At 69.7% G+C, this 26,864-nt stretch carries 23 protein-coding genes; 17 read left to right on the forward strand and 6 right to left on the reverse strand.

Annotation, left to right across the window (positions count from 1 at the left end; genetic code table 11):
- Positions 1–74: 74 nt before the first annotated feature.
- The 6 genes from ITP53_RS08610 (at position 75) to ITP53_RS08635 (ending at position 5,091) form a co-directional block, all read left to right on the forward strand.
- Positions 75–1,232, forward strand: coding sequence for a sensor histidine kinase (locus ITP53_RS08610; RefSeq protein ID WP_195894781.1), 1,158 nt, complete (start codon positions 75–77; stop codon positions 1,230–1,232).
- Positions 1,229–1,891: a response regulator gene (locus tag ITP53_RS08615; RefSeq protein ID WP_195894782.1), complete on the forward strand. Its 663-nt coding sequence runs from the start codon at positions 1,229–1,231 to the stop codon at positions 1,889–1,891. The genes ITP53_RS08610 and ITP53_RS08615 overlap by 4 nt, the downstream gene beginning before the upstream one ends.
- Before the next feature lie 52 nt (positions 1,892–1,943).
- Positions 1,944–2,543, forward strand: a complete 600-nt coding sequence (locus tag ITP53_RS08620; protein ID WP_195894783.1) for a sulfite oxidase-like oxidoreductase — start codon at positions 1,944–1,946, stop codon at positions 2,541–2,543.
- A 1-nt stretch (position 2,544) separates the two neighbouring features.
- Complete coding sequence (locus ITP53_RS08625; protein ID WP_328814315.1) at positions 2,545–3,267, forward strand: ferredoxin reductase; 723 nt, start codon at positions 2,545–2,547, stop codon at positions 3,265–3,267.
- A gap of 1 nt (position 3,268) precedes the next feature.
- Positions 3,269–3,535 carry a DUF6510 family protein gene (locus tag ITP53_RS08630; protein WP_195894785.1) on the forward strand — a complete coding sequence of 89 codons (267 nt, stop codon included), beginning with the start codon at positions 3,269–3,271 and terminating at the stop codon, positions 3,533–3,535.
- A 152-nt stretch (positions 3,536–3,687) separates the two neighbouring features.
- Entirely contained in the window at positions 3,688–5,091 is a 1,404-nt protein-coding gene (locus tag ITP53_RS08635) for an LCP family protein (protein WP_195894786.1), read from the forward strand.
- A gap of 137 nt (positions 5,092–5,228) precedes the next feature.
- Here ITP53_RS08635 and ITP53_RS08640 read toward each other — a convergent pair whose 3' ends face one another.
- Complete coding sequence (locus ITP53_RS08640) at positions 5,229–5,399, reverse strand: DUF3073 domain-containing protein (RefSeq protein WP_195894787.1); 171 nt, start codon at positions 5,397–5,399, stop codon at positions 5,229–5,231.
- A gap of 86 nt (positions 5,400–5,485) precedes the next feature.
- Between ITP53_RS08640 and ITP53_RS08645 the strand changes: the two genes are divergently transcribed.
- Both ITP53_RS08645 and ITP53_RS08650 read left to right on the forward strand, forming a co-directional pair.
- On the forward strand, positions 5,486–5,818 hold the full coding sequence (locus ITP53_RS08645; RefSeq protein WP_195894788.1) for an ArsR/SmtB family transcription factor: 333 nt from the start codon (positions 5,486–5,488) through the stop codon (positions 5,816–5,818).
- A 125-nt stretch (positions 5,819–5,943) separates the two neighbouring features.
- Positions 5,944–6,822 (forward strand): 1,4-dihydroxy-2-naphthoyl-CoA synthase, encoded by an 879-nt coding sequence (locus tag ITP53_RS08650; RefSeq protein ID WP_195894789.1) that lies wholly within the window; start codon positions 5,944–5,946, stop codon positions 6,820–6,822.
- 69 nt (positions 6,823–6,891) lie between these two features.
- Here ITP53_RS08650 and ITP53_RS08655 read toward each other — a convergent pair whose 3' ends face one another.
- Positions 6,892–7,725: a hypothetical protein gene (locus tag ITP53_RS08655; protein ID WP_195894790.1), complete on the reverse strand. Its 834-nt coding sequence runs from the start codon at positions 7,723–7,725 to the stop codon at positions 6,892–6,894.
- 90 nt (positions 7,726–7,815) lie between these two features.
- Between ITP53_RS08655 and ITP53_RS08660 the strand changes: the two genes are divergently transcribed.
- Positions 7,816–8,730, forward strand: coding sequence for an aminoglycoside phosphotransferase family protein (locus ITP53_RS08660; RefSeq protein ID WP_195894791.1), 915 nt, complete (start codon positions 7,816–7,818; stop codon positions 8,728–8,730).
- Between the two features lie 39 nt (positions 8,731–8,769).
- Here ITP53_RS08660 and ITP53_RS08665 read toward each other — a convergent pair whose 3' ends face one another.
- Positions 8,770–9,693 carry an NADP-dependent oxidoreductase gene (locus ITP53_RS08665; protein WP_236050596.1) on the reverse strand — a complete coding sequence of 308 codons (924 nt, stop codon included), beginning with the start codon at positions 9,691–9,693 and terminating at the stop codon, positions 8,770–8,772.
- A 150-nt stretch (positions 9,694–9,843) separates the two neighbouring features.
- Between ITP53_RS08665 and ITP53_RS08670 the strand changes: the two genes are divergently transcribed.
- The 3 genes from ITP53_RS08670 to ITP53_RS08680 are packed head-to-tail and all read left to right on the forward strand — an operon-like array spanning position 9,844 to position 17,341.
- Positions 9,844–10,395 carry a hypothetical protein gene (locus ITP53_RS08670; RefSeq protein WP_195894792.1) on the forward strand — a complete coding sequence of 184 codons (552 nt, stop codon included), beginning with the start codon at positions 9,844–9,846 and terminating at the stop codon, positions 10,393–10,395.
- Positions 10,395–12,491: a flotillin family protein gene (locus ITP53_RS08675; protein ID WP_195894793.1), complete on the forward strand. Its 2,097-nt coding sequence runs from the start codon at positions 10,395–10,397 to the stop codon at positions 12,489–12,491. The genes ITP53_RS08670 and ITP53_RS08675 overlap by 1 nt, the downstream gene beginning before the upstream one ends.
- An 8-nt stretch (positions 12,492–12,499) precedes the next feature.
- Positions 12,500–17,341, forward strand: coding sequence for a DNA repair ATPase (locus ITP53_RS08680; RefSeq protein ID WP_195894816.1), 4,842 nt, complete (start codon positions 12,500–12,502; stop codon positions 17,339–17,341).
- Between the two features lie 12 nt (positions 17,342–17,353).
- On the opposite strand, the gene ITP53_RS08685 is transcribed toward ITP53_RS08680, so the two are convergent.
- Positions 17,354–18,226 carry a 4-hydroxy-tetrahydrodipicolinate synthase family protein gene (locus ITP53_RS08685; protein ID WP_195894794.1) on the reverse strand — a complete coding sequence of 291 codons (873 nt, stop codon included), beginning with the start codon at positions 18,224–18,226 and terminating at the stop codon, positions 17,354–17,356.
- 71 nt (positions 18,227–18,297) lie between these two features.
- On the opposite strand from ITP53_RS08685, the gene ITP53_RS08690 reads away from it, so the two are divergent.
- The 4 genes from ITP53_RS08690 to ITP53_RS08705 all read left to right on the forward strand — a co-directional run bounded on the left by ITP53_RS08690 (position 18,298) and on the right by ITP53_RS08705 (position 22,426).
- The gene (locus ITP53_RS08690; protein WP_195894795.1) at positions 18,298–19,188 is read left to right on the forward strand and encodes a LysR family transcriptional regulator; all 891 of its coding nucleotides are present in this window, start codon (positions 18,298–18,300) and stop codon (positions 19,186–19,188) included.
- Positions 19,189–19,412: 224 nt separating this feature from the next.
- Positions 19,413–20,138, forward strand: coding sequence for a quinone oxidoreductase family protein (locus ITP53_RS08695; RefSeq protein ID WP_195894796.1), 726 nt, complete (start codon positions 19,413–19,415; stop codon positions 20,136–20,138).
- Between the two features lie 270 nt (positions 20,139–20,408).
- Positions 20,409–20,579: a hypothetical protein gene (locus ITP53_RS08700; RefSeq protein ID WP_195894797.1), complete on the forward strand. Its 171-nt coding sequence runs from the start codon at positions 20,409–20,411 to the stop codon at positions 20,577–20,579.
- Entirely contained in the window at positions 20,579–22,426 is a 1,848-nt protein-coding gene (locus ITP53_RS08705) for a hypothetical protein (RefSeq protein ID WP_195894798.1), read from the forward strand. The genes ITP53_RS08700 and ITP53_RS08705 overlap by 1 nt, the downstream gene beginning before the upstream one ends.
- A 104-nt stretch (positions 22,427–22,530) precedes the next feature.
- Here the strand turns inward: ITP53_RS08705 and ITP53_RS08710 are convergent, their stop codons facing one another.
- The gene (locus ITP53_RS08710) at positions 22,531–22,851 is read right to left on the reverse strand and encodes a hypothetical protein (protein ID WP_195894799.1); all 321 of its coding nucleotides are present in this window, start codon (positions 22,849–22,851) and stop codon (positions 22,531–22,533) included.
- Between the two features lie 246 nt (positions 22,852–23,097).
- Between ITP53_RS08710 and ITP53_RS08715 the strand changes: the two genes are divergently transcribed.
- Positions 23,098–25,608 carry an outer membrane protein assembly factor BamB family protein gene (locus tag ITP53_RS08715; protein WP_195894800.1) on the forward strand — a complete coding sequence of 837 codons (2,511 nt, stop codon included), beginning with the start codon at positions 23,098–23,100 and terminating at the stop codon, positions 25,606–25,608.
- 218 nt (positions 25,609–25,826) lie between these two features.
- Here ITP53_RS08715 and ITP53_RS08720 read toward each other — a convergent pair whose 3' ends face one another.
- Positions 25,827–26,771, reverse strand: coding sequence for a serine hydrolase domain-containing protein (locus ITP53_RS08720; RefSeq protein WP_236050597.1), 945 nt, complete (start codon positions 26,769–26,771; stop codon positions 25,827–25,829).
- Positions 26,772–26,864 lie beyond the last annotated feature (93 nt).

The raw sequence follows: 26,864 nt of genomic DNA on the forward strand, positions 1-26,864 counted from the left end.
ACGACGCCGGGAGTAGTGGCGGTTTCCCACCTGGTACGGAGGAGGACGGCACCACCAGGCTCTAATGTGCAGGAATGAGCCCAATGCTCGGATGGCGCCCGCTCGCCCTGGACACCGCGCTCGCCGCCGTGATGGCCGCAGTCCTGTCGCTCACCGTGCTGGTCACGCCGGACGCCGGAGCGCTCGACCTGGTCGCCGTCCTGGCCGGCTCGGCGGCGCTGGTCGCCTGGCGTCGTGCTCCCCTGGTGTCACTGGCCGTCAGCACGGTGTGCATGCTCTACTACTCCCTCCACGCCGAGCCGGGACCGCCCTCCGCCTTTCCCGTGCTGGTCTCCGTGTTCGGCGCGGTCAGGGCCGGGCACCGCGTGATCGCCGCGCTGGCCGGCGCGGGCTTCCTGATCGTCAGCCTGGCGGTGAACCTGTCCACCGCCACCGACCAGAACCCCAGGGAGATCGTCCAGCAGACGTCGTTGCTGATCGGCTGGTTCGTGGCCGCAGGGGTGACGGCCACGGTGGCCAGGCACCGGCAGGCGTACCTGGAGCAGGTCGAGCAGCGGGCGGTGGAGGCCGAGCGCACCCGCGAGGAGGCGGCGCGCCGCCGCGCGAGCGAGGAGCGGCTGCGCATCGCCAGGGAGCTGCACGACTCGCTCACCCACAGCATCTCGATCATCAAGGTGCAGGCGGGGGTGGCCGTTCACCTGGCCCGCAAGAACGGTGAGGAGGTGCCGGCCGCGCTGCTGGCCATCCAGGAGGCCGGCGGCGACGCCATGCGCGAGCTGCGCGCCACCTTGGAGGTCCTGCGGGACTCCGACGGCTCGGAGGGCGCGGACGGCGAACCCGTGGCCAGCGGTCTCGACCGGCTCCACGACCTGGTGGAACGGGCCCGCTCGACCGGCCAGCCGGCCACCGTGACGATCTCCGGGGCGCTCCGCGAGCTGCCCGCCGAGGTGGACAGGGCCGCGTACCGGATCGTCCAGGAGGCACTCACCAACGTCTCCAGGCACGCGGGCGGCGCCTCCGCGTCGGTACGCATCGACTACGGCGGCGACGCGCTGGCCGTCCAGGTGGACGACGACGGCACGGCCTGCTCCGACGCGCCACATGTGCCGGGCGTGGGCCTGCTCGGCATGAGCGAGCGCGTCACGGCACTGGGCGGCCGGTTGCGCGCCGGGCCCCGCCCCGAGGGAGGCTTCACCGTACGCGCGGAACTGCCTCTGGAGGAACCATCGTGATCCGTGTCCTGCTCGTGGACGACCAGGCGCTCATCCGCGGCGGCTTCCGCGCCCTGCTGGAGGCCGAGGACGACATCGAGGTGGTGGCCGAGGCCGCGAACGGCGAGCAGGCCGTCGCCCTCGCCCTGGAGCACCTGCCCGACGTCGCCCTCGTCGACGTGCAGATGCCGGTCGTGGACGGGATCGAGGCGACCAGGCGGATCGCCGCCGACGAGCGCCTGAACCAGGTCCACGTCGTGATCCTGACCAACTACGGCCTCGACGAGTACGTCTTCAACGCCCTCCGGGCCGGCGCCTGCGGCTTCATGGTCAAGGACACCGAGCCCGCCGACCTGCTGCAGGGCGTCAGGGTCGCGGCCCGCGGCGACGCGCTGCTCTCCCCCGCCATCACCCGCCGCCTGATCGGCGAGTACGTCGCCCGCCGCCCCGAGCCCGCGCCGGTAGGGCTCGACGTGCTCACCAACCGCGAACGCGAGGTGACCGCGCTGGTCGCCCGCGGCCTGTCCAACAACGAGATCGCCGCGCACATGGTGATCAGCCCGACCACCGCCAAGACGCACGTCAGCAGGGCCATGACCAAGCTGGGCGCCCGCGACCGCGCCCAGCTCGTGGTCTTCGCCTACGAGTCCGGCCTGGTCGCCCCACGGGCGCGCCGCTGACACCCGCGGGCAGGTTCGTGGTGGAATGACCTCCTGATCACTGGGAGGACTCGTGGGCATCATTTCGCGCGGCTTCCGCGGCAAGCGCAGAGGGGGCGACGAGCGGCTGCCACCCGGGCAGTACCTGGTCGAGGACTTCCCGGTGCTGTCGGCTGGGCCGACGCCGCGGATCCCGCCTGAGCGGTGGGAGTTCGCCATCGACACCGAGGCCGAGCGGACCCACCGCTGGTCGTGGGAGGAGTTCCTGGCCCTGCCCAGGCAGACGCCCACGGTCGACATCCACTGCGTCACCAAGTGGTCCAAGCTGGACACCACGTGGGAGGGCGTCTCGCTGGACGTGCTCTTCGAGGACGTCGACACGGCGGCCGAGCACGCCCTGGTCTACTCGTACGGCGGATACACCACCAACCTGCCACTGGAGGACCTGCTCGACGGCAAGGCGTGGATCGTGCACCGCTTCGGCGGCGAGGACCTGGAGCCCAGGCACGGCGGTCCCGCCCGCCTGATCGTGCCGCACCTGTACTTCTGGAAGTCGGCCAAGTGGGTGCGCGGCATCCGGCTGATGGACGAGGACTACCCGGGTTTCTGGGAGACCGCCGGCTACCACAACTACGGCGACCCGTGGCGTGAGCAGCGCTACGAGGGTGACTAAGGTGCGCCGCCTGGTCTGGCGGCCGGCCGAGCTCGTCAGGACCGTGGCCGAGACCGCCACCGCCCACACCCTGACCTTCCGGGTGCCCGGCTGGCCGGGCCACCTCCCGGGGCAGCACGTCGACGTACGGCTGACCGCCGAGGACGGCTACACCGCGCAGCGCAGCTACTCGCTGGCCGCGCCCGCCGACGGCGACCTCGTCGAGCTGACCGTGGAGAACGTGCCCGACGGTGAGGTCTCGCCGTACCTCACCGAGGTGATGGAGCCCGGCGACCAGATCGAGGTCCGCGGCCCGGTGGGCGGCTGGTTCGTCTGGCGGTCCGCGAGCGAGACGCCGGTGGTGCTGGTCGGCGGCGGGTCGGGGATCGTGCCGCTGATGGCGATGATCAGGGCGCGCCGGCAGGCGGGCAACCCGGTGCCGTTCCGCCTGATCTACTCGCTGCGCGACCAGGACCGCCGCTACTACGCCGGCGAGCTGCGCCGCCCTGACCCCGGGCTGGACGTCACCTACCTCTACACCAGGACCGCGCCGCCCGGCGCGGCCCGCCCGCCAGGGCGGATCGCCCTGGGCGACCTGGCCGAGGCCGGCTTCGAGCCCGGCCGCCCCGACTGCTACGTGTGCGGGCCGACGAGCTTCGTCGAGACGGCCGCCGACCTGCTGCTCGCGCTCGGGCACCCGCCCCAGCGCATCAGAACCGAACGTTTCGGCCCGACCGGAGGCTGACATGACCGCAGAACACCTGGACGGCAACGCCCTGGGGGGCCCGCTCGGCGAGATCTTCGCCGTGGACGTCACCACCGCCACCGGCCGCTGCGCGAGCTGCGGGCTGACCGGCCCGCTCGCCGAGCTACGCGTGTACGGCCCCGATCCCGGCCTGGTCGGCCGCTGCCCGAGCTGTGACGAGGTGGTCATCAGACTGGTACGCGGCCCCGGCACGGCCTGGCTGGACCTGCGCGGCTCGGTGTCCCTCCGCGTGAACGTCCCCGACTGACCCACATGCCGACGCGACCACCACCGGCTGTGGTTACCGGCGCGTGATCGTGCCGGACTGAGTACACTCGGGACGATCAACGGCCGAGATCTGTACGGCGAGGCTCTTGGCCATGGGCGGCGGCCCGTCGGCCCCCGTCCTACTGGAGTCACGTGAGCAGTGGGCTTGTCGACGCGCCCCCTTCCGGTCCGAGCGCGCCACCACGACGCCGCCGGCGCTGGCTGCGCTGGGTCGTGGCGGTGACGGTGGCCGTCGTCCTCCTGGTCGGGGGGGTCGTCGTCGGCGTCTTCGCGCGCCTGAGCGGCAACATCAAGCACGAGGACGTCACCGCCGAGGATCTCGGCGCCACCCGCCCTCCCAAGGTCGCGGGCACCGCGATGAACATCCTCGTCGTCGGCTCAGACCAGCGTGACGGCAAGAACGCCAAATACGGCCGGGTCGCCGGCGAGCGCACCGACACGATCATGCTGGTCCACGTGTCGTCCGAGCGCGACAACGCGATGGTGGTCAGCTTCCCGCGCGACTCGCTCGTACAGTTGCCCACCTGCCGCGCCACCAGGGGCCTGCCTGGACAGCACGCCCACCTCGGCATGATCAACGAGTCGTTCAACTCCGGCGGCATCGCCTGCACCTGGAAGACGATCGAATCCCTGACCCACATCCACATCGACCACTTCGTCAAGATCGACTTCTCCGGCTTCAAGAGCATGGTGAACGCCGTCGGCGGTGTGGAGGTCTGCCTGCCCGAGGCCGTGAACGACAAGAAGGCGCTGCTGCACCTGCCCGCCGGGAAGCAGACACTCGACGGCGAGCAGGCGCTCGGCTACGTACGCGCCCGCTACAGCCTGGGCGACGGCTCCGACATCGGGCGCATCCAGCGGCAGCAGATGTTCATCTCCTCGATGGTCAAGAAGGCGATGAGCGGCGAGACGCTCACCGACCCGGCCAGGCTCTACGCCATCCTCGACGCCGGCACCAAGGCGGTGACCACCGACGAGGGCCTGTCGGTGGGCGTCATGAGAGACCTGGCGACCAGCCTCCAGGGGCTGGACGCGGGCCGGATCCGCTTCATCACCACCCCGTGGCACTACTCACTCACCCAGCCGGGCCGCGTCGAGTGGGTGCAGCCGCAGGCGGGCCGGCTGTTCCAGATCGTGGCCGGGGATCGGAGCGTCGAAGGCATCAAGGGCGGCCAGGCGAAGGTGAGCCGGTCGCAGATCCAGGTCGAACTGCGCAACGGCACCTGGCGCAGCGGTCTCGGCACGGAGGTGGCCGCGTACCTGGAGCAGCGGGGCTACCACATCACGAAGATCGGTAACACCGCGCGCAAGCCGCAGGCGAAGACCACCGTCCTCTACGGCCCCAACGGCGAGACCCGCGTGCCCACCCTCGCGAACGACCTGCCCGCCGCCGCGCCGAGAAAGCTCGCGGGCGCGCGGACGAACCGCCTGGTGCTGGTCATCGGCGACGACTGGACGGGGCTGAAGCCGCTGCGCTCCGACGACACGGACTCGCTCAGGGGCTTCGACGCCACCCACGACACCTGCGCCACCTGATCAACGAACCGCCGCGCCCCGGCACGGTATGTGCCGAGGCGGGCGATGATCACTACGCCAGGTGGAACGGCTGCCGGACGACGAGCCCTACCTCGACGCGGTCGTCGAGGACATGCCACACGTCCGGCGCCTCCGCGTCATCGCCCGTGCTCGGACTCCTGCTCGGACGCCGCGGGCGGGTGGATCTCCTCATGCCCGGTGTCCGCGCCCAGCTCCTCGCGGAGCCGGTCATAGTCGATGTTGTGATTGGTGTACTTCAGCTGGCGAGCGACCTTCGTCTGCTTCGCCTTGGCTCTTCCTCGGCCCATGGCTACTCCCTAGTCCCCGCTGTCATGCTATCCAACAACGTTACGACTTGAAGAATTATGCAACTGAACTGGATTAGTCTTGCAATATGCACGTGGAGGTCCACCAGGCCAAGGCCGACTTCTTCCGGACGCTCGGCCACCCCGCTCGCATCCGAGTGTTGGAGCTACTCCAGGAAGGGCCACTACCCGTCAGGGACCTACTGGCCCAGATCGACATCGAGGCTTCGAGCCTCTCACAGCAGCTCGCGGTCCTGCGCAGGGCGGGGATCGTGAGCGCCATCCGTGAAGGCAGCACCGTCGTCTACACACTGGCCACACCGGAGCTGGCCGATCTGCTCGGCGCCGCCCGCCGCATCCTCACCGAGATGCTCGCCGACCAGGGCGAGCTGCTCGCGGAGCTGCGGGCCGAGGTCACCTGACGCGGCCGGCGTAACGGTGCCCAAGGTCGCCTGACGCGGCCGGCGTGGACGGTGCCCGAGGTCTTCTGGCGCGGCCGGCGTGACCGCGCCCAGGGGGCGGGAGTGGGATCCGTTAGGCTCTCGCCATGGTCTCCGAGCTGTTCGATCCCAAGGCGTGGCAGTCGGTCGGGGGATTCGACTTCGCCGACATCACCTACCACCGGGCCGTCGACCAGGGCACCGTACGCATCGCGTTCAACCGCCCCGAGGTGCGCAACGCCTTCCGCCCGCAGACGGTCGACGAGCTCTACCGGGCGTTCGACCATGCCAGGCAGACCACCGACGTCGGCTGCGTGCTGCTCACCGGCAACGGCCCGTCGCCCAGGGACGGCGGCTGGGCCTTCTGCTCGGGCGGCGACCAGCGCATCAGGGGCAAGGACGGCTACCAATACTCCGACGGCACGGCCGCGACCGGCCGCCTGCACATCCTGGAGGTGCAGCGCCTGATCCGGTTCATGCCCAAGATCGTGATCTGCGTGGTGCCCGGCTGGGCGGCGGGCGGCGGTCACAGCCTCCACGTGGTGGCGGATCTCACCCTGGCCAGCGCGGAGCACGCCAGGTTCAAGCAGACCGACGCCGACGTGGCGAGCTTCGACGGCGGGTTCGGCTCGGCCTATCTGGCGCGACAGGTCGGGCAGAAGTTCGCCAGAGAGATCTTCTTCCTCGGCGACACCTACTCGGCGGCCGACGCCCACCGCATGGGCATGGTCAACGCCGTGGTGCCGCACGCGGAGCTGGAGTCGACGGCGCTGGAGTGGGCGCGCAAGGTCAACGGCAAGTCGCCGACGGCGCAGCGGATGCTGAAGTTCGCCTTCAACGCGATCGACGACGGGCTGGTCGGGCAGCAGGTGTTCGCAGGGGAGGCGACGCGGCTGGCGTACATGACGGACGAGGCGGCCGAGGGGCGCGACTCGTTCCTGGAGAAGCGCGAGCCGGACTGGTCGCCGTACCCCTGGCACTACTGAAACCGCCACCGCCTCGAAAGGAGATGGCGTCTACGTAGATGACTGCTACCAAATGACGGGCCCACGATGTCAGTGGCAGGCCGCGCCGATCGGGGCGGCTACGGTGCGGTGGCTCAGGTAGCGGTCGATGGCGTGCGGTGCGTCGAGGTTCTCGACCTCCACCTGGTCCAGCGGCACGCCCCAGGCGCGTTCCAGGGGGTGGCCGAGCGCGACGATGTCGTTCACGTCGTACGCGGTGAGCCACGCGACGCCGGGATGGATCGTGCCCCTGGCCAGCAGGTTGCGCTGGATCGTGGGCAGGCCGAGCGGCGAGCCTGCCGTCACCCAGAGCACGACGCGCCGGCGCAGACCGTCGTCCACGAGGAGGTCTCTGGCGACCACCGTGCCGAGGCTGTGCGAGACCAGCACGATCTCCCCCGAGGCGGGCACGGAACGGCGTACCTCGGCGAGCACCGGCTCCCTCCCGTGGCTCAGGTAGACCGCGACGTCCTGCAGGAAGATCTTGATGATCTCCCTGTCCACCCTGGTGTGCCGGGAGAGCCAGGCCAGCATCCGGCGGGCCACCGCCCAGGTCAGTACGTCGCCGAGGTCCGCCTGCGCCTGGGCCCCCGTCGTCAGCGCCATGTCCGCGATGAGACGGCGCTCGATCTCCGCGGTGTCCTCGGGGAGGTAGGGGTGGAGGGGCATCTCCTCGGGGTCGTCCGCCGGTTCCAGGGGCTGGGGGCGCCCGGCGACCTCGGCGGTGACCCGGTGCAGCACGTTGCCGTAGTACGGCAGCACGGTCTCGACGGCGAGATCGGTCGTGCCGAGCCCGGCGGCCAGGGCCGTACGCCACTCGCCGAGCAGCTCGCGCGGGTTCTTGCCCTCCTGGCCGCGACCGTGGATGAACACCATCGTCCTCACGCCGGCCAGCGTAGGAACGAACACGCCTGGGCCGCCCCAGGGTCCGCATAAGGGAAAGCCCCAGACTTCGCCCCCAGGCAGACTGGGAGTATGAGGATCAAGGTGCCGGCGGCGTTGACGGAATCGCACGTGAAGTACGACGGGGAGGCCGGGCGCGCCTGGTCTGCCGGGTTGCCCGCACTGGGCGAGCGGTACCTGGAGGAATGGGACCTGCGGATCGACGGCGAGCCCATGCACGGGGTGGTGTCCCTGGTGTTGCCCGTGCTGCGCGCGGACGGTACGAAGGCCGCGCTCAAGCTGCAGCCCGTCACCGACGAGAACGCCACCGAGGCTCCGGGGCTGCGCACCTGGGCCGGGGACGCGTCGGTGCTGCTGCTCGACTCCGACCCCGGGACCGGCACCCTGCTGCTCGAACGCCTGGACTCCGACCGGCCGCTGTCGGCCGTGCCGGACGAGATCGAGGCGCTGGAGATCCTGACCGGGCTGCTGCGCCGCCTGGTCGCCCACCCCGCGCCCGAGGGCATGCGCCGGTTGGGGGACATCGCGCGGGCCATGCTCGACGACGTGGACAAGACCATCGAGGCGCTGCCTCGGGAGCGGGACCGTCACTGGCTGCGGTGGTGCGCGGGAGCCGTCGCAGAGCTCGTCGCCGAGCCGGGCGACCGGCTGCTGCACTGGGACCTGCATTACGACAACGTGCTTGCGGCCGACCGGGAGCCGTGGCTGGGCATCGACCCCAAGCCGCTGGCCGGCGATCCGGGGTTCGACCTGATGCCCGCCCTGCACAACCGGTGGGAGGAGATCGTGGCGTCCGGCGACGTGACCCGGGCGGTGCTGCGGCGCTTCGACCTGATGGTCGACGGTCTCGGGCTCGACCCGCGGCGGGCGGCCGGCTGGACGCTCGGCCGGGTGCTGCAGAACTGCCTGTGGGACGTCGAGGACGGCGCGAGCGAGCTCAGCGAGATCCAGCTCGCCATCGCCGAGGCCGTGCGGCGGCGCCAGTGACACGATCTTGCGCTTGCCGTGGCCGGCGCCGGTGAGGTCTCAGACGGTCAGGACGACCTTGCCCTGCCCGTGGCCGGTCTCGATCTCCCGGTGCGCGTCCGCGGCCTCCTCCAGCCGGTACGCCCGCCGCACCGGGAACCTGAAGGCGCCTTCGGCGTACAGCCTGGCGTAACGCCCGAGCCGCTCAGCCGAGCGATCGCCCTGGACCAGCCGGACGCCCAGCCCGGCCGCCCGCTCGTGCTCGACCAGGGTGACGATGCGCCCGCGCGCCCCGACCAGCTCGATCGAGACCTCCAGCGCGTGTCCCCCGGCCCCGTCCAGCGCCGCGTCGATCCCGCCGGGGGCGAGCGCGCGGACGCGATCGGCGAGCCCCTCCCCGTAGACGACCGGGACGGCGCCGAGGTCGCGCAGGTAGTCGTGGTTCGCCTCGCGGGCGGTGCCGATCACCGTGGCCCCGCGCATCCTGGCGATCTGCACGGCCGCCGTGCCCACGGATCCGGCCGCGCCGTGCACGAGCAGCGTCTCGCCAGGGGCGACGCCGATCAGGTCGATGGCCAGCTCGGCCGTCTGCACGCCCGCGGTCAGCCCGCCCGCCACCTCCCACGGCACGGCGGCGGGCTTGGGCGCCACGTTCGCCGCGGGAACGACGATGTACTCGGCGTAGGCGTTCAACGCGGAGAACCCGAGCACCTCGGCTCCCGGGGACAACCCGGTCACTCCGGCGCCCACCTGGTCGACCACGCCCGCGAACTCGTTGCCGGGGATGCGCGGGTACTCCGTCGCCGCCAGGTATGCGGGCGGCCACCCCTGCCGTACGGCCGTGTCGAACGGCTGCACGCCCGCCGCGCGGACTCGTACGCGTACCTCTCCGGAGCCCGCCTGGGGCGCGGGCAGCTCCATGACCTTCAGCACCTCGGGACCACCGGGCTCGCCGAAGGCCGCCGCTCTCATCGTCTGGCTCATGCGCGCCAGTCTGCTAGCTCAACCATGCTTGAGGTCAACTCACTGGAGACCGGCACTGGAGACCGGTTCGGGAACTTTCTCCTTTACTCGCGCTTTAAGTGGATATAGTCCGTCTGGACATCACCGGGGGATGGGGCGCACCGAGGCGGGATGACCGAGTTCTTAGACACCGCACTGAGCTTTCCGACCGTCATTTTCAGTTTCCTTCTCGTGGTGGTCGCCGCCTATTGGCTGGTGGTCATCATCGGACTGGTCGAACTGGATGACGACGCCACCTGGCTGGGACTCGGGGGAGTCCCCGCCGGGATCACACTTTCGCTGCTGATCGCACTCGCCTGGCTGCTGTGCCTGATCGGCGGCCAGTTGCTGAGCGGCGGCGCGCTGATCGCCGTGCCGTTCGCCGCCGTGGCCGGAGCCTGGCTCGCCACCCGTGGCCTGGTGGTTCCGCTGCGCCGCCTCTTCCCGGAAGGCGGCAGGCACTCGCGCGGCGACTTCGTCGGCCAGCCGTGCGTCATCCGCACCGGCGCGGCCACCGCCGACTTCGGCCAGGCCGAGGTCACCGCCGCCGACGGCTCGTCCGCGGTCGTACAGGTGCGTACGACCGGACAGGACCGCCTTTCCCGCGGCGACCACGCACTCATCTTCGAATACGACGCAGAGGGCGAGTTCTTCTGGGTCATGCCTTACGAAAGCGAGCTCTGATGGACGTCATCTCAACCGGCTTCGGCGTTTTCCTCGCCGTCATCCTGATCATCGTGATCGGCCTGCTCATCTTCATCGCCCGCCTTTTCCGCAAGGTCGAACAGGGCAAGGCGCTGATCGTGTCGAAGGTCAACAAGGTAGACGTGACGTTCACCGGCGCCGTGGTCCTGCCCGTCGTCCACAAGGCCGAGATCATGGACATCTCGGTGAAGACGATCGAGATCGAGCGAACCGGTCGTGAGGGCCTGATCTGCCGGGACAACATCAGGGCGGACATCAAGATCACCTTCTTCGTCCGCGTGAACAAGACCGCCGAGGACGTCATCAAGGTCGCCCAGGCCATCGGCACCGCACGGGCCAGCGACGAGACGACGCTGCAGGAGCTGTTCAACGCGAAGTTCTCCGAGGCGCTCAAGACGGCAGGCAAGCACCTCGACTTCGTCGACCTCTACACCAAGCGCGACGAGTTCAGAGACGAGATCATCCGCCTCATCGGCACCGACCTGAACGGCTACAGCCTCGAAGACGCCGCCATCGACTACCTGGAGCAGACCGCGCTCCTCCAGCTCGACAAGAGCAACATCCTCGACGCGCAGGGCATCCGCAAGATCACCGAGCTGACGGCCATCGAGCACGTCCGCACGAACGAGTTCCGGCGCAGCGAGGAGAAGGAGATCACCCGCCAGAACGTCGACGCCCGCGAGGCCATACTCGAACTGGAGCGCCGCCAGGCCGACGCCGAGCTCAAGCAGCGCCGCGAGATCGAGAGCGTCAAGGCCCGCGAGGAGGCGGAGATCGCCCGCGTGCAGGCCGAGGAGCGGCTGCGCGCCCAGTCGGCCGGCATCAAGACGGACGAGCAGATCGGCGTGCAGCAGGAGAACCGGGCCCGCGAGGTCGCGGTCGCCGAGAAGAACCGCGAGCGCGTGATCGCCATCGAGTCCGAGCGCATCGAGAAGGACCGGATGCTGGAGGTCATCGCCCGCGAGCGGGAGACCGAGCTGTCGCGCATCGCGAAGGACAAGGAGGTCGAGACCGAGAAGCGGACGATCGCCGAGGTCATCCGCGAGCGCATCGCCGTCGACAAGACGGTGGCCGAGCAGGAGGAGAGCATCAAGCGGCTGCGCGTGGTCGAGGAGGCCGAGCGCACCCGCCAGCAGGTGATCATCGCCGCCGAGGCCGAGGCCCAGGAGAACCTGGTCAAGGACATCAAGGCGGCCGAGGCCGCGGAGGCCGCCTCGAAGTTCAGGGCGCGCGAGGAGCTCGTGCTGGCCGAGGCCAGGCAGCAGGCCGCCGAGCTGGAGGCCCGGGCCAAGATCCGCCTCGCCGAGGGCGTCCAGGCCGAGTCGGCCGCGAGCGGGCTGGCACAGGTGCAGGTCAAGGAGCGCGACGCCGAGGCCATCGAGAAGGTGGGCCGCGCGGAGGCGCTGGTGCTGAAGGAGAAGCTCGGGGCCGAGGCGGACGGCGCCAGGGCCATGGCGCTGGTCGAGGGCGACCGGCTCAAGGCGAGGGCCGAGGGCGAGCAGGCGATGGCGCTCGCGAGCGCGGCGGCCGTGGGCGAGAAGCTGAAGGCCGAGGCCGAGGGTCTCACCGAGAAGGCGGCCGCGATGGCGGCGCTGGACGACGCCAGCAGGGGTCACGAGGAGTACCGCCTGCGCCTGGAGGCCGACAAGGAGATCCGGCTCAAGCACATCGACGTGTCCCGCCAGGTGGCGGAGTCGCAGGCGAGCGTGCTGGCCGCCGGGCTGGCCCAGGCGAACATCGACATCGTCGGCGGCGACACGATGTTCTTCGACAAGGTGGTCGGCTCGATCACCGCGGGCAAGGTCGTCGACGGGTTCGTGGGCCACTCAGAGGTCGCGGGCGCGATCGCCGCGCCGTACGTCAACGGCTCGGCCAGCCTGGCGGGGGACCTCGCGCACCTGGTCAGCGGCGTACGTACCGAGGACCTGAAGAATTTGACCGTGTCCGCCCTGCTCATCCGGCTCATCCAGGACGGCGGCCCGCAGTCGTCGGCGCTCGGTGAGCTGCTGGAGACGGCCCGCCGGCTGGGCGTGGCCGACTCGCCGGTGGCGGCGTTGGCCGGCGCGAAGGGCTGACTGTGACCATGGTGCAGGCGGGCGTGGAGTTGGAGGCGGGGACGTACGAGGTCCTCAGGAACCGGCTCCAGGCCCAGGCCAAGGTCCTCGCGACGGCGGCCGAGACGGTCAACGGGGAGCGGCTGAAGGTGTTCGGCGGGGCGGAGTTGCGCCTGCTCGGCACCGAGCGGATCCGTACCGAGAACAACTGCGTCCCCAGGGACATCGTCTCCCTTGGCGACGTGATGTTGTTCGGCTACAACGTCTTCATCGGGCTCAAGCCGGAGACGACGGTGGCGGACGTGTTCGCGGTGCACCGCTTCTCCAGGGACGGGGACGCGTTCAGGTTCGACGCCGACACGCTGGCGGCGCTGGACGACCCGGCGTTCATGAAGGACTTCGCGGAGCTCTACCGGTACTACAAGGAGTCCAGGCTGCAGCAGCTCAGGCGCGTGGAGGGCAAGCTGCTCGCGGTCTTCCAGACGGGTCCTGCGGACCTGCGGGTGCTGCGCTGGGCGGTCAGCACCGGCGGAGTCCCGAAATATCTGGACAATCGCGGAGAGCGGGACCACGCCTTCCCGCCGTCCCACGACTTCGAGTGGACGCCCACCACGCGCGACGACCACGTGCTCGGCCGGCACCCGCACATCTCCATCGGCGGCGAGGTCTTCGTGGAGACCCTCGGCGGCGACCTCACCATCAAGATCGAGGACAACACGGAGACCGGCGCGGGCATCTACTCCGAGCCGGTCAGCGAGCCGCTGCAGAGCCTGGCGGACGCCGACGTCGAGTACGCCCGCGTGGGCCCGCTCATCCTCATGCGGATCAGGCCGTACAAGGAGAACGACCGGCGCCACCTGGTCTTCAACACCCGGACCAGGTCCGTCGTCCGGCTCGACGGCATCGGCCAGGCCTGCCAGCGCCTGCCCGAGGACCAGGGGCTGATCTTCCCCGGCGGCTACTACCTCGAGACGGGGCTCAGCAAGACGTTCGACACGGACGTGACGGACCTGGAGTTCGAGCGGGTCATCCGCTCGCCCAACGGCGAGGACGTCCTGTACGTCTTCCACGCCAGGGGCGACGGGCGCTCGCTGCTGCTGCCGTACAACGTGATCAGGAAGGAGGTGGCCACCCCCATCGTCTGCCATGGATACTCGCTGTTCGACGACGGCACGATGGTGGTCTTCCGCGCCACCTCCGAGGAGCCGACCAGGGTCCACCCGATGCAGGTCTGGCAGACCCCGTACGTCTCCGACACCTACGCCGCCGCTCAGCCCGCCGGCACAGGCCCGCTGGAGCGCATCGGCAACGCGGAGCTGGTGCGCGGCATCTCGGACTGCCTGTCCGTGTCCCGCATGGTCGAGGAGATGGCGCCGTCGGCCGGCACGTTCGAGGGGCTGATCGCCGCCTGCACGCGGGCGTTCGACTCCTACCACTGGCTCGGCGAGCACGGCCTGCGCGGGCCGCTCGCCGACGTCCGCGCCACCGCCGAGCAAGTGCTCGACGAGTACGAGAACGTCGAGCAGCTCACCACCCAGGCCGCCCGCGCCCTCGCCACGGCGACCGAGGAGACCACCGCCCTGGTCCGCCGGACGAGAGCCGGCGATCCGGTCACCGCCGACGCCTGGGTGACCACGCTGGCCACCCTGCGCCGGGCCCAGGGCCACCTGGTGACGTTGCGCGAGGTCCGCCACATCGATCTGGCCGCGCTGGACGCCCTGGCCGGCTCCGTGGCGGAGGAACTGACCGCGGCGGGCCGGCGGGCCGTGGCCTTCCTGGAGGGCGCGGAGGCGTTCACCGGCTACCACGCCGCCGTCGAGCGGCTGGCCGCAGACGCGGCCGCGATCGAGACGGTGGCCGGGGCCGCCCCCGTCGCCGACCGGCTGGCCGAGCAGGCGGAGGGTCTTGAGGTGGTGACGGAGGTGGTCGGCTCGCTGGACATCGCAGACGCCACCGTACGCACCTCGATCCTGGGCCGCATCGCCGAGGTCCTGGGGGGCGTGAACCGGGCCCGCGCCATCCTGGACGGGCGCCGGCGCGAGCTGCTCGGCACCGAGGGCCGGGCCGCGTTCGCCGCCGAGTTCGCCCTGCTCGGGCAGGCCATCACGGGTGCGCTGGCGATCGCCGACACGCCGGACAAGTGCGACGAACAGCTCGGCAGGCTGATGCTCCAGCTGGAGAACCTGGAGTCGCGCTTCGGCGAGTTCGACGACTTCGCCGCACAGCTCTCCGCCAAGCGGGACGACGTCTACGAGGCGTTCTCCGCCCGCAAGCAGACCCAGCTCGACGACCTCGCCCGCCGCGCGGACCGCATCTTCGCCTCCGCGGAACGCGTACTCGGCAGCGTCACCCGCCGCCTCGGCACGCTGGCCTCGATGGACGAGGTCAACACGTACTTCGCCACCGACCCGATGGTGGCCAAGCTGCGCTCGGCCGCCGCGGAGCTGCGTACGCTCGGGGACGCCGTACGGGCCGAGGAGCTGGACGGCCGGGTCAAGTCGGCGCAGCAGGAGGCCGGCCGGGCGCTGCGGGACCGCCAGGACCTCTTCTCCGACGGCGGGGAGACGCTCCGCCTGGGCCACCACCGCTTCGCCGTCAACACCCAGCCCCTCGACCTGACCCTGGTGCCGCTCAACAAGCCAGGAAACGGCCGCGACCATGAACGCAGCGGTGCCGTGCAGTTCGCCATCACCGGCACCGACTACCGCGCGCCCGTCCCTGACTCGTTCGCCGACACCCGGCCTTTCTGGGACCAGCTCCTGGTCTCCGAGACGCCGGAGGTCTACCGGGCCGAGCATCTGGCCGCCTCGCTCCTCGACGCGGCCACCCCGGGCGCGCCGCTGGCCGACCTGGTCAGGCAGGCGGCCGAGTCGCGGTACGACGAGGGCTACGAGCGGGGCGTGCACGACCACGACGCCACGCTCATCCTCGAAGCGCTGGTACGCCTGCGGGAGGGCGCCGGGCTGCTGCGCTATCCGGCCGAGGTCCGGGCGGCGGCCCAGCTCTTCTGGGCGTTCGGCATCGACGAGGTTTCACGTAAAACATTCACCACGCGGGCCGTGTCGCTCGTCCGGGCCAGGACGGTCTTCGGCGACGCGCCGGCGCTGGGCGAGCTGGCCGCCGAACTGGGCGAGTCGATCGCGGAGTTCGCGGCCGGTCTTCGCGCCGGCGCGCCGGACGCGGGGCTGGCCGGGGAGTACCTGGTCGAGGAGCTGGGCGGCAGCCCGGCGGGATTCGTGACGAGCAAGGCCGCCAGGGACCTGCTCGACGCGTTCCGGCACGAGCTGGGCCCGGCCAAGGTGCGGGAGTTCGAGGAGGACCTCAGGTCGGTCCCCCTCGCCGAGCGGCTCCAGCTCGCCCACGCCTGGATGTCCGCCTACCGCGAGGGTCCCGAGGCGGCCGAGGCCATCGCCGTGCAACTGTGCGACGTGCCCCGCCACGACTCCAGCGCCGCCACCGCCGAGACCGTGCACGGCCTGCTGGGCGCCCACCCCCGCATCGCCGGCCGCTCCCTGGAGATCAGGCTCGACGAGATCCTCCCCAGAACCCGCCGCTTCAGGCTGGAACGGGTCCCGGCCTACCGCGCCTACCAGCGCCGCAGGAACGAACTGCTCGCCGCAGAACGTCACCGGCTGCGGCTGGACGAGTACAAGCCCAAGGTCATGAGCGCCTTCGTCCGCAACCGCCTGCTCGACGAGGTGTACCTGCCGCTGATCGGCGACAACCTGGCCAAGCAGCTCGGCGCGGCGGGCGCGGGGAAGCGTACCGACCAGATGGGCCTGCTGCTGCTCATCTCGCCGCCCGGCTACGGCAAGACCACCCTGATGGAGTACGTCGCCAGCCGCCTCGGCCTGGTCTTCGTCAAGGTGAACGGCCCCGCGCTGGGCCACGGGGTGACCTCGCTCGACCCGGCGGACGCGCCCGACGCGACGGCCAGGCAGGAGGTGGAGAAGATCTCGTTCGCGCTGGAGACGGGCAACAACACGCTGCTCTACCTGGACGACATCCAGCACACCTCGCCAGAGCTGCTGCAGAAGTTCATCTCTCTGTGCGACGCCCAGCGCCGCATCGAGGGCGTGTGGAACGGCCGCACCCGTACGTACGACCTGCGCGGCAAGCGGTTCGCCGTGTGCATGGCCGGCAACCCGTACACCGAGTCAGGGCAGCGGTTCCGCATTCCCGACATGCTGGCCAACCGGGCGGACGTGTGGAACCTTGGCGACGTCCTGTCCGGCAAGGAGCACCTGTTCGCGCTCAGCTACGTGGACAACGCGCTCACCTCGAACCCGGTGCTCGCGCCGCTCTCCGGCCGCGACCGCTCGGACGTCGAGCTGCTGGTACGCCTCGCGAGGGGCGACACGACGGTCCGGCCGGACCAGCTCAAGCACCCCTACACCAAGCCGGAGCTGGACCAGATCCTCGGCGTCCTGGACAAGCTGGTGCGGGTCCAGGAGGTCGTGCTCGCCAACAACCAGGCGTACATCGCCTCGGCCGGCCAGTCGGACGCGGCGCGTACCGAGCCTCCGTACCGGTTGCAGGGGTCGTACCGCAACATGAACAAGCTGGCCGAACGCATCGTCCCCGCGATGAACGACGCCGAGCTGGAAGCGATGATCGACGACCACTACGCGGGCGAGGCCCAGACGCTCACCTCGGACGCCGAGGCGAACCTCCTCAAAATGGCCGAGCTCCGCGGCCGCCTCACCCCCGCCCAGGCCGCGCGCTGGCAGGAGGTCAAGGCCGCCTACCTCAAGACCAAGGCACTCGGTGGCGCGGAGGACGACCCGATGACCCGCGCGGTGGGCGCGATCGGCCTGCTCGCCGACCGAGTAGGCGAGGTCGGCACAGCCATCCGCGGCTCAGACGGCTGATCCCCCGGGGGGTCACTCGGCCGACGCCGTCTGGAGGGCTCGGGCCACTGACTCCGTGCCGGCCGGGACCAGCGGCAGGCGTACGTCCGGGGTCGGGATCAGGCCCTGGGCGTGCAGGACGCCCTTGATCACGGTCGGGTTGGGCTCGGCGAAGAGTGCGGCGGACAGCCTGTTGAGCCGGTGCCCGAGCGCCCTGGCCCTGGGTACGTCACCCGCGTGCCAGGCGTCGGCCAACTCGACGAAGCTCCTGGTCGCCAGGTGCGCGGAGGCCAGGATGCCGCCCGAGGCGCCCAGTGCGAGCAGCGGCGAGACGAACGCGTCGTCGCCGCCCAGCACCTCGAAGCCGTCGGGGAGGTCGCCGAGCAGGTCCACCGTGTCCTGGTCGATGCCGCCCACTGCGTACTTGACTCCGGCGATCATGGGATGCGCGCCCAGCCGGCGCAACGTGGCGGCGGACACCGCCTGACCGGTGCGGTAGGGGATGTGGTAGATCACCAGCGGCACCGGCGACGCCTCGGCCAGCGCCTCGAAGTGCGCGATGACGCCACGCTCACCGGGCCGCAGGAAGTACGGGATGGTGACGAGCGCCGTACCGACTCCCTCGGGCAACTCCCGCAGCGCCCGCACAGTCGACCGCGTGTCGTTCCCGGTCAGCCCCACCATCAGCGACGCCTGCCGCTCGGCGCAGACCCGGCCGCACACCTCGATCACCCGTGCCCGCTCCTCGGGCTCGAGCGCGGCCACCTCACCCGTGGTGCCCAGCGCGACCAGCCCGGCCGCGCCCTCGTCGAGCACGTGGTGGGCGAGCTTCTCGATCGCGTCGACCGCCGGCTCCCCCGACTCGGTGAACGGGGTGACCAGCGGCACGTGGATTCCTCTCAACATGCTTCGAGCGTGCCCGTCCTGGACACGTTAGGTCCAGCGCTGATTTCTTCGGTTCAGCTTAAGCTTGACTTATGCTCGATCCACGCAAGCTCCATCTGCTCCGCGAGCTCGCCAGGCGCGGGACGATCAGCGCGGTCGCCGAGGCGGTGACGTTCACGCCTTCCGCCGTCTCGCAGCAGCTCAGCGCGCTGGAGAAGGAGGCGGGCGTGCCGCTGCTCGAGCGCACGGGCCGTACCGTGACGCTGACGCCGGCCGGCCGCCTCCTGGTCGAGCACTCCCACGCCGTGCTCGAACAGCTCGAACGCGCCGCCGCCGCGCTCGCCGCCACGCGGGGCGGCCCCACTGGGCCGCTGCGCATCGGCGCGTTCCCGACGGCGGCCCGCGTCCTGCTGCCGCCCGCCCTCACCGGCCTGACCGGCGCTCATCCGGGTCTGGAGCCGATGGTCGCCGAGATCGACCCGGCCGACGTCTCGGCCGCGCTGGGAGCGGGCGCGCTGGACGTGGCGCTCATCCACGAGTACGACTTCGTGCCACCGGTCACCGACGCGTCGATCGAGACCGAGCCGCTGTTCAGCGAGGCGATGTACCTCACCAACCGCCCCTCGATCCCCGACGCCCGCACCGACGCGTGGATCACCGAACGCCCCGGCACCCTCTGCCACAGCATGGCGATCCGGGCGTGCCAGGCCGCCGGGTTCGAGCCACGCGTACGCCACCACATCGACGACTTCGACACCGTGCTCGCCTTCGCCGCCGCGGGTCAGGGGGTCGCGCTCGTCCCCCGCCTGGCCGCCACCGCCCCGCCGCCCGGCGTCACCCTCACCCGCCTGCTACTGAGCCGCCGCACGCTGGCCGCGTTCAGGAAGGGGTACGGCGAGCACCCGGCGGTCCGCGCGGCCATCACCGCCTTCCACGAGGCCATCACCCACCTCCGTTCACTGAGTATCAGTGCTTCTCAGTGATTCGCTCATTACTGGGCGAAGGTCCCCGTCTTGCCCGGTCACCCGGTGCGGGGTAGACGTTTCACAGCCACCGGCCGGGCCCGGCCCGGTCTTATGGTCGGCTCCGCGTCCGTTTACTGTCTCCGGGCCACTCCCGGCGACCTGTTCAGTGACCTGTTCTGCCAGCGAGGCGAGGTTGAGCGCGGCGTTGTGGTCCCGGTCCAGGACCAGGCCAGGGTGCGGGTGTGGACGAGAAGCTGCTGGAGAGCACGCTGGTGGGGGTGACCGGCGGGCTCGGCGCGTACGCGGAGTACGTGGCGCTCGCCGCCGCCACGGCCTGCCCGGTGCCGGACGGGACCACGGCGCGGGACGCCGTGGCCGTGGCGGCGCCCGGCGCGATCGCCCTGGGCCTGCTGTACAAGGCCGGGCTCGAAGGCGGGGAGACCGTGCTGGTCGAGGCGGGCACCAGCTCGGTGGGGACGTACCTGGTGCGGCACGCGAAGGAGTTCGGGGCCGGGCGGGTGATCGCCACCGCCGGTTCCGCCGCCAAGCGGGCACGGGTCAGCGAGCTCGGCGCCGACACCTCGATCGACCACGGCGTGGCCGGCTGGCCCGGCGAGCTGCCCGGCGTGGACGTCGTCTTCGAGTCCATCGGCGGGCCGTCGGCCAGGCAGGTGCTCGACCGGCTCACACCAGGGAGTGGCCGCATGCTCTACTACGGCCTGCTCAGCGGCGAGCCCGCCGCCGTGAGAGCCGCCGACCTCATGGAACGCGGCGTGACGATCACCGGCTGCAGCGGGCCCGGCTGGGCGGCGGAGTTCGGAACGCGTTATCCCGAGATGCTCGCCAGGCTCGGCTCGGGGCGCAGCGAGGCGTACATCGACAGCACGCTGCCGCTGGAGAAGGCCGCCGAAGCCCACCACCGTCTGGAGAACCGCCAGGCCACCGGCCGCATCCTGCTGATCGTCTGACCCGACGGGCGGCGTCTACCTCGGAGTCTACCCCGCTGGAACTGATCGTTTCCGAGCTGTGCAATATGCATGCAATGATCTTGCTGGGGAGAGTCGAACGGCAAAGACTCCGCCGGCGTCGGAGTTGGCAAGGATCTCAGCGCGTCATTGGCGTAGCGTCCGGCCGGCTGGTATAGCGGAGTGGCTCACCCGGGAGGTATAGCAGGCACTACCAACGGAGTACCACCAGCTGGGTCGATGCTCGCCCCGGACGGCTCATAGTGTGGCTGCATGATCGCAAGGCGCTCCCCGCTGGTGAATCGGCGTCTCCGCGCTCACCCTCCTCAGCAACGCCTGATCCTGACCGGGAAGTGGCAGTTGACAGACCTGGACGAGGAGATCGAGCTGACGCCGGGCCCGGAGATCACCTTCCTCAAACTCGTCCCCGTGGTGGGTGGCTGATGCCCGACTTCGACGAGTTCTACGAGTTCGAGACCGCAGTGCTGGCCGCTGTCGAACGCGACGACGTGACGGCGGCCTGCGAAATGGTGCTCGCGGCCGGCGAATTCCCGCAAATGGTGAAGCGTTTGCCGGCCCTTCCCGAAGACGACCGCCGCCGGCTGGCGCGCAACTGCGTCGAGTTGTACGAGACGGCTGAGGCGCAGGAGCGGCGGGACCGGATCCGCACGATGCACGCCGGGCTGCTGGCGCGCCAAGTGGACCTGCTGGAAACCGACGGGTTCGAGGCCACGGTACTGGCCACCATGCGTTTCGGCGACTCGGCGACCGATGACAAGATGGCGGTACTCGAGACCGCGCTCGCATCCGAAGAATTCCCTAGGCTGGTCGAGCGCCTTCGGACCTTTTATCCGGAATATCAGAGACAGCTCGCCGAACGCGTACTAGCACGGCTGTACGAGTATGCCGAAGATCCGGAGCGGCGAGAACGAATTCTGTGGATGCACACGGCGCTGGCGGATCGCCCAGGACTCGTGAAAACCGAAAAGGCACTGGCCCTGGTGCGGGAGGTCGTCGAACACAACGCCCCAACAGAAGGTGCAAAAATATTCGAGACACACTCTCTTCCTGGGGTGGCGAAACGCCTGGCGAAACTTCCCCGAGATTTCCGCCGCCGACTGGCGCACCACTGCGTCGAGCTGTACGAGGCGGCCGAGACACAGGAGCGGCGCGAACTGGCTGTCTGGATGCGCACGGCGCTGACGTCCCGCCCACTGGAATACTTCGGCTACGACGAACTGGAGCCCATGCTGCGGGCCGCTGTCGAACGCGGTGACGTGGCGGCGGCGTGCGAGATGGTACTTTCGGACAAAGAGTTCAGCAGAATAGCAGGCAATCTGCCGCGCCTTCCCAAAGGTATCCGCCGCCTGCTGGTAGAGAAATGCGCTGATCTGTACGAATCAGCTACCTCGGAGGCCCGGCGAGACCGTATTCCCCGCATGCACGCGCTGCTGTCGCTGTCGTTGGGCAAACCGGACGACCGCCTGGCCGCCGCGCGCCAGAAGGCCCTGAGGCTTCCTCCCAAAGATGTGTTCTGGATGCTGGCCGGCGTCGAAATGGCGTGGGTGGAGATGGCCTCGGGCCGGGATATTCCAGTGGAACTCGGCGCTGAGTTACGGCGCAGACGCTTTAGCGGCTACCAAGGAAGCGAGTTGCGGAAGGTTGTGCGGTTGCTCGCCGACCGCCATCCGGTGCTCAACGCGGGCGAACCGTGGGCCGACCGCGCGCTCGCCGAGCTGTCGGACCTGCCCGCGCCATGGACCGAACTGATCGCACACGCCGTTACGGCGACGAAGTCCCGGCCCGACACGGCTTGGGAGCGGAAAGGGCGCACACTGCTCGCCGAAGTCGATGCGCACCAGTTCAGCGACCGGGCCCTGAGCTGGCTGGCTCTGGTGCCCCATCCGACCAACCTGCCGGATTTCGACGTTTTCAACTACCACGCAGCCCGCGGTCTGGTGTGGCTCCTGTCATTCCTGCCCGAACGCGCCCAGACCGTGCGCGGGCTGGGCGCGGTGCTGGAGAAGTCGCTGCGGACGGCGCCGGGTGTCGGGCCGGCCATGCCGAAGCTCGCCAACGCCTGCGCGATCGCGCTGTGCGCGATGGAGGGCGAGGCGGCTCTGGCGGAGGTGGCCCGGCTCACCACTCGGGTGACCTACAAGTCGACCCTCAACCTCCTTAAGGCCGGGCTGGACGCACGCGCCCAAGCCCTGGGGCTCGGCCGCGACGACACGGAGATCACCGACCCCACGATCCTCAACCAGCTCCGACCCGAGAAGACACCCGGCTGAGCCCGGCTGGCGCCGCCCTCACGGGCCGGCGCCAGCCGGTATCGAGCCCTTGACGTTCGGGACCCGAGTGATGGGCATGCCCCGCAACGACGTACTCGCCGCGATTACTTGCCGGGGCAGAGGACCGCTTCGCCCGCCTTCTTGAGCAGCGGGTCGAGAGCGGTATCGCGGTTGCTGGTGGCCAGCGTGGCGGATATGACGAACTGCACGCTGCCGTCCAGTGACTGGAAGGAGACCGCGTTGAAGCCGGGCGGACTGCCCTTCCCCCGCCCGTATGTGACCTTGCCCTTGCCCTTGCACACGTCCAGGTCGGAGGGCTGCTGGTGGGGGTCCTGGGACTGTCCGGCGGCCGGCAGGGCCGGGCAGGGCCATCCGCCCGGCAGGCGCCCATGCCTGGGAGCGAGACTCGCCGTCCCCGACGGCACGCTCTTCAGAACTTCACTTACCGGTCATATCCGCAGCATCGTGACGATCGGATGTGATCAGCTCACGTGCCTAGTGTCGGAGAACTGAGATCAACTACCTGCTCTCGGACTCACAGCGGGGCAGCTCAGCGGCTACGTCGAGCACCGGCACGAGTCTGGGTGTTGGAAAGGAATCAGCGAATGTCCGACACAGCGGAAGACTCGAACCACTATTTGCGCACAAGGCGCTGGTTAGCACGTGGAGTGGTGAGCAGCGCGCTGGTCGCCTTGCTCCTCCCCATGGCATCGGTGACCGGCCATGCCGCCGACACGTCCACGGCCGTAGTCACGGGCGTCGTGTTCTCCGACAAAAACGGGGACGGCTCGCAGAAGAAGGGCGAGCCAGGGATCCGGGGCGTCAGCGTCTCCGACGGCGTGACGATCGTCCAGACCGACGCGGACGGCCGTTACCGGCTCGAGACGGACCCCGGACGGCGGACTGCGGAGATCGTGTTCGTCACTCAGCCGGCCGGGTATCTGGCCCCGCCTGACGAGTCGATGACCCCCCAGTTCTACCGGCAGCTGGGCGAGCTCGACGTCGGGCAGGAAGCCACGGCTTCTTTCGGCCTGATTCCCGCGCCCAAGAACAGGAATGGCGACTTCACGTTCGGGCTCTTGACGGACCCGCAGAGCTTGATGCTGAGCGAGGAAGGGCGCGGAATCTTCGAGGGACTCGTCGGGGAGCTCAACAACCTCACCGCCGAGCCGGACTTCCTGGTGAACGCGGGCGACCTCACGCAGAACTCCACGGACGAAGAGTTCGTGCGGTACAAGTCCACGACGGCGACCTCTCGGGTGCCTGTCTGGCCGATCGTGGGGAACCACGACTTCGAGGACAGCGACCTCTACGACAACTACCGCAAGCACCTCGGCCCCGAGTGGTACTCGTTCGACTACGGCAACCGGCACTTCGTCATGCTGGAGAACACCTCCGGGTTCTCCGATCCGCCGCAACTCGAGTGGATGCGCAACGACCTCGCTACGAACGCCAAGAAGAACAAGGAAGTCGTCGTCGTCGCCCACCGCCCGATGAACTCTCCAGCGACGGCAGGAGGGGCGGACAGTCCCGCACCGTTCATCGAGGTGCTGGAGCAGTACAACACCAAGCTGGTGCTGAGCGGGCACACCCACAAGAACGACGTTGACCTGACGGCGGTCGAGGGCGCCGCGCACGTCGTCACGAACGCGACCTCGAGCACCCTTGATCAGAGCCCGAACGGCTTCCGGGTCGTCTCCTTCAAGGGACGCGAGATCGACTACCCCTTCAAGATGTACGACGTCGAGCGCAGCCTCGCGGTGACCAGCCCGGCGCCAGGCGCTCAAGTCGCACAAGGCGATGGAATGGTCCAGGTCAACGCTTACAACACCACGTCGAATGTGACTGACGTCCGTTACCGCATCGACCGCGGCCCGTGGCGGAAACTGCGGCAGAGCAGCGACTTCACCTGGACGGCAGCGACACGGGGGCGTGACCTCTCGCTCGGGAACCACTCGATCGAGGTGCGCGCGAAAGACGACGCGGGCAAGACCTGGAGCGAATCATCGGGTTTCAGCGTGGTGCGCTCCGAGTCCCTCAACGTTCCTCGCGCCGGTGCCGACTGGGCGATGTTCAAGGGGAACTCCGCCTACACCGGAGCGGCGGAAGATGTCCTGGCGCCGGAACTGCAGCCCGCCTGGAGCTATCGCACCCCCGGCACCATCCTCACCTCCTCTCCGGTAATCGTGGACGGAGTCGTGTACATCGGCACTCGAGATGAGAACGGCGCCGAGAACCACGCCGTACACGCGGTCGACCTCGCAACCGGACGCGCACTGTGGCGCTTCCCCACAGACGGACAGGTTGAAGGCACCCCCGTGGTGGCGAACGGCATCGTCTATGCCTCGACCGTTCGTGGAACCCTCTTCGCCTTGGACGCCAAAACCGGCAAAAAGCGCTGGTCCATCACCAAGGGGGACTCCGAAGACGGGGTGCATCGTGGATGGATGTACGAGCAGCCCAACTACGAGGACGGCGTGATCTACCAGGTCTACAGCATCGGCGAGCGACGCCTGATGGCGCTCGATGCCGCCACCGGCAAGCAACTGTGGGACACCCGCCTCGACGGCGGATGGATATCCGAAACGCCTTCCGCGCTCGGTGACGGCCGGCTCTACGTCGCGGGGGACAACGACTGGCTGGTGGCGCTGAACGCCAAGACCGGAGCCGAGGAATGGCGCGGCGAGCCAGCATCGTGCACGAACACCACCCCCACCTTCTCGGACGGGCTCCTGTACCTGGGGTGCGAAGGAGACGAACTCGTCGTCCTCAACGCCTCCACTGGTAAAGAGGTCTGGCGCTACAGCAGTCCCGAGGAGTCGTACCTGCGAGGAACCCCCACCGGCTCGTCTCCTGCCATCGCCGATGGAGTCGCCTACATGGGCTTCTCGAACGGCAATGTGTCCGCGCTCGACGCCAAGACCGGTCAGCTGCTGTGGACGCACCGAACCGGAGGTGGAATCACCTCCTCTCCGATCATCAGCGGCGGCACGCTCTACGTGGGTTCCAGCGACGGCTTCGTCTACGGCTTCGACCGAGCCACCGGTGAGAAGAAGTGGAGCTTCGAGATCGGCGCCTGGGTCGCCTCCAGTCCCGCCATCAGCGGCAACGCGCTGGTGGTCGGCGCCTGGGACGGCAACCTCTACGCTTTCACCGGAAGCGGGAAGCTGGGCGAGGAGTAGAGGAGTAGACGAGCGCGGTAACTCCGTGCCTCGGACGTGAGGACCTGCCCTGTCCTGCGAACCCGACCGGAGTCGATCCGGAGGACAGGGCGAGGTCGGCGGAACCGCCCGATACTCGGCCGTACCGCACCTCTCGCGCTTCTCACCTGTGGAACGCCGGCGAGGGGCGCCGTCGCGGGTGCTCTGGGCGGCCTACCAAGGGCTCACGAGGCCGGCGGTCAGCCGCCGAGGACCGCTTCGTGCACGGCCACGGCGCTGACGTGCTCCTGGTCGTACTCGCCGGCCGTCATCACCACGACCAGCTCCTCGTCGGGCACCACCGTCAGCCGCTGGCCGCCGTTGCCGATCCCGCCGACCCAGTAGGGAGCCGCCGTGTTCACGTACCACTGGTAGCCGTACGAGAAGCCCTCCGCGATCTTCACGCGGGGGCGCGTCAGCTCGCGGATCCAGGCGGCGGGCACGATCCCCCGGCCGCCGTCGAGCACCAGCCGGCCGACGGCGGCCAGGTCGATCGGCCGCAACCGCAGCCCGGCCGCCGCCATCGCCAGCCCGTCGTCCCCCTTGCTCCACTCGAACCGATCGATCCCCAGGGGGCCGAAGAGCGCGGTCGCGGCGTACTCCTCCAGCGGCCTGCCGGTCCCCCGCGCGATGATCCCGCCGATCAGCGCGGAGGCCCCGCCGCAGTACAGCCATCGCCGGCCGGCCTTCTCGACGACGGGCCGCTCCAGGACATACCGGTATCGGTCGGGCGCCAACTCCATCGCGATCTCGCTGTTGGCGGGGCTGGTGTAGGGGGCGTCCTCGTTCCAGTCGAGCCCGAGCGTCATGGTGAGCGCGTGCGCGATGGTGAGGTGCGCGCGTTCCGGATCCGCCACCAGATCCGGATATTCCGGGAACTGTTCCATCAATCCCGCCTCCGGTCCCGGCACCAGTCCCGCGTCCAGCGCGATGCCGTACAGCAGGGCCACGACGCTCTTGGAGACCGACCGCAGGTCGTGCAGGGTGTCGCGATCGAACGCGACGTGCCCGAGCGAATCACCGAGCCGGTGGTCCACCCCCGCCCCGTACCGCTCCAGAACGATCTCCCCGCCCCGCGTCACCACGAGACCGTGCAGGTTGGGCGCCTTGCCCGAACGCAGGACCGTGTCGATCCGCTCGGTCATTGCCACGATGTTCCTCCTGAAGTCGGCACATCCTGGCATACCGCCTGACACGGTGTCAGCCTCAATCCCCGGCAGTAAGTAAGACGGAATCTA

Source organism: Nonomuraea cypriaca, assembly GCF_015645445.1.
Classification (GTDB): Bacteria; Actinomycetota; Actinomycetes; order Streptosporangiales; family Streptosporangiaceae; genus Nonomuraea; species Nonomuraea cypriaca.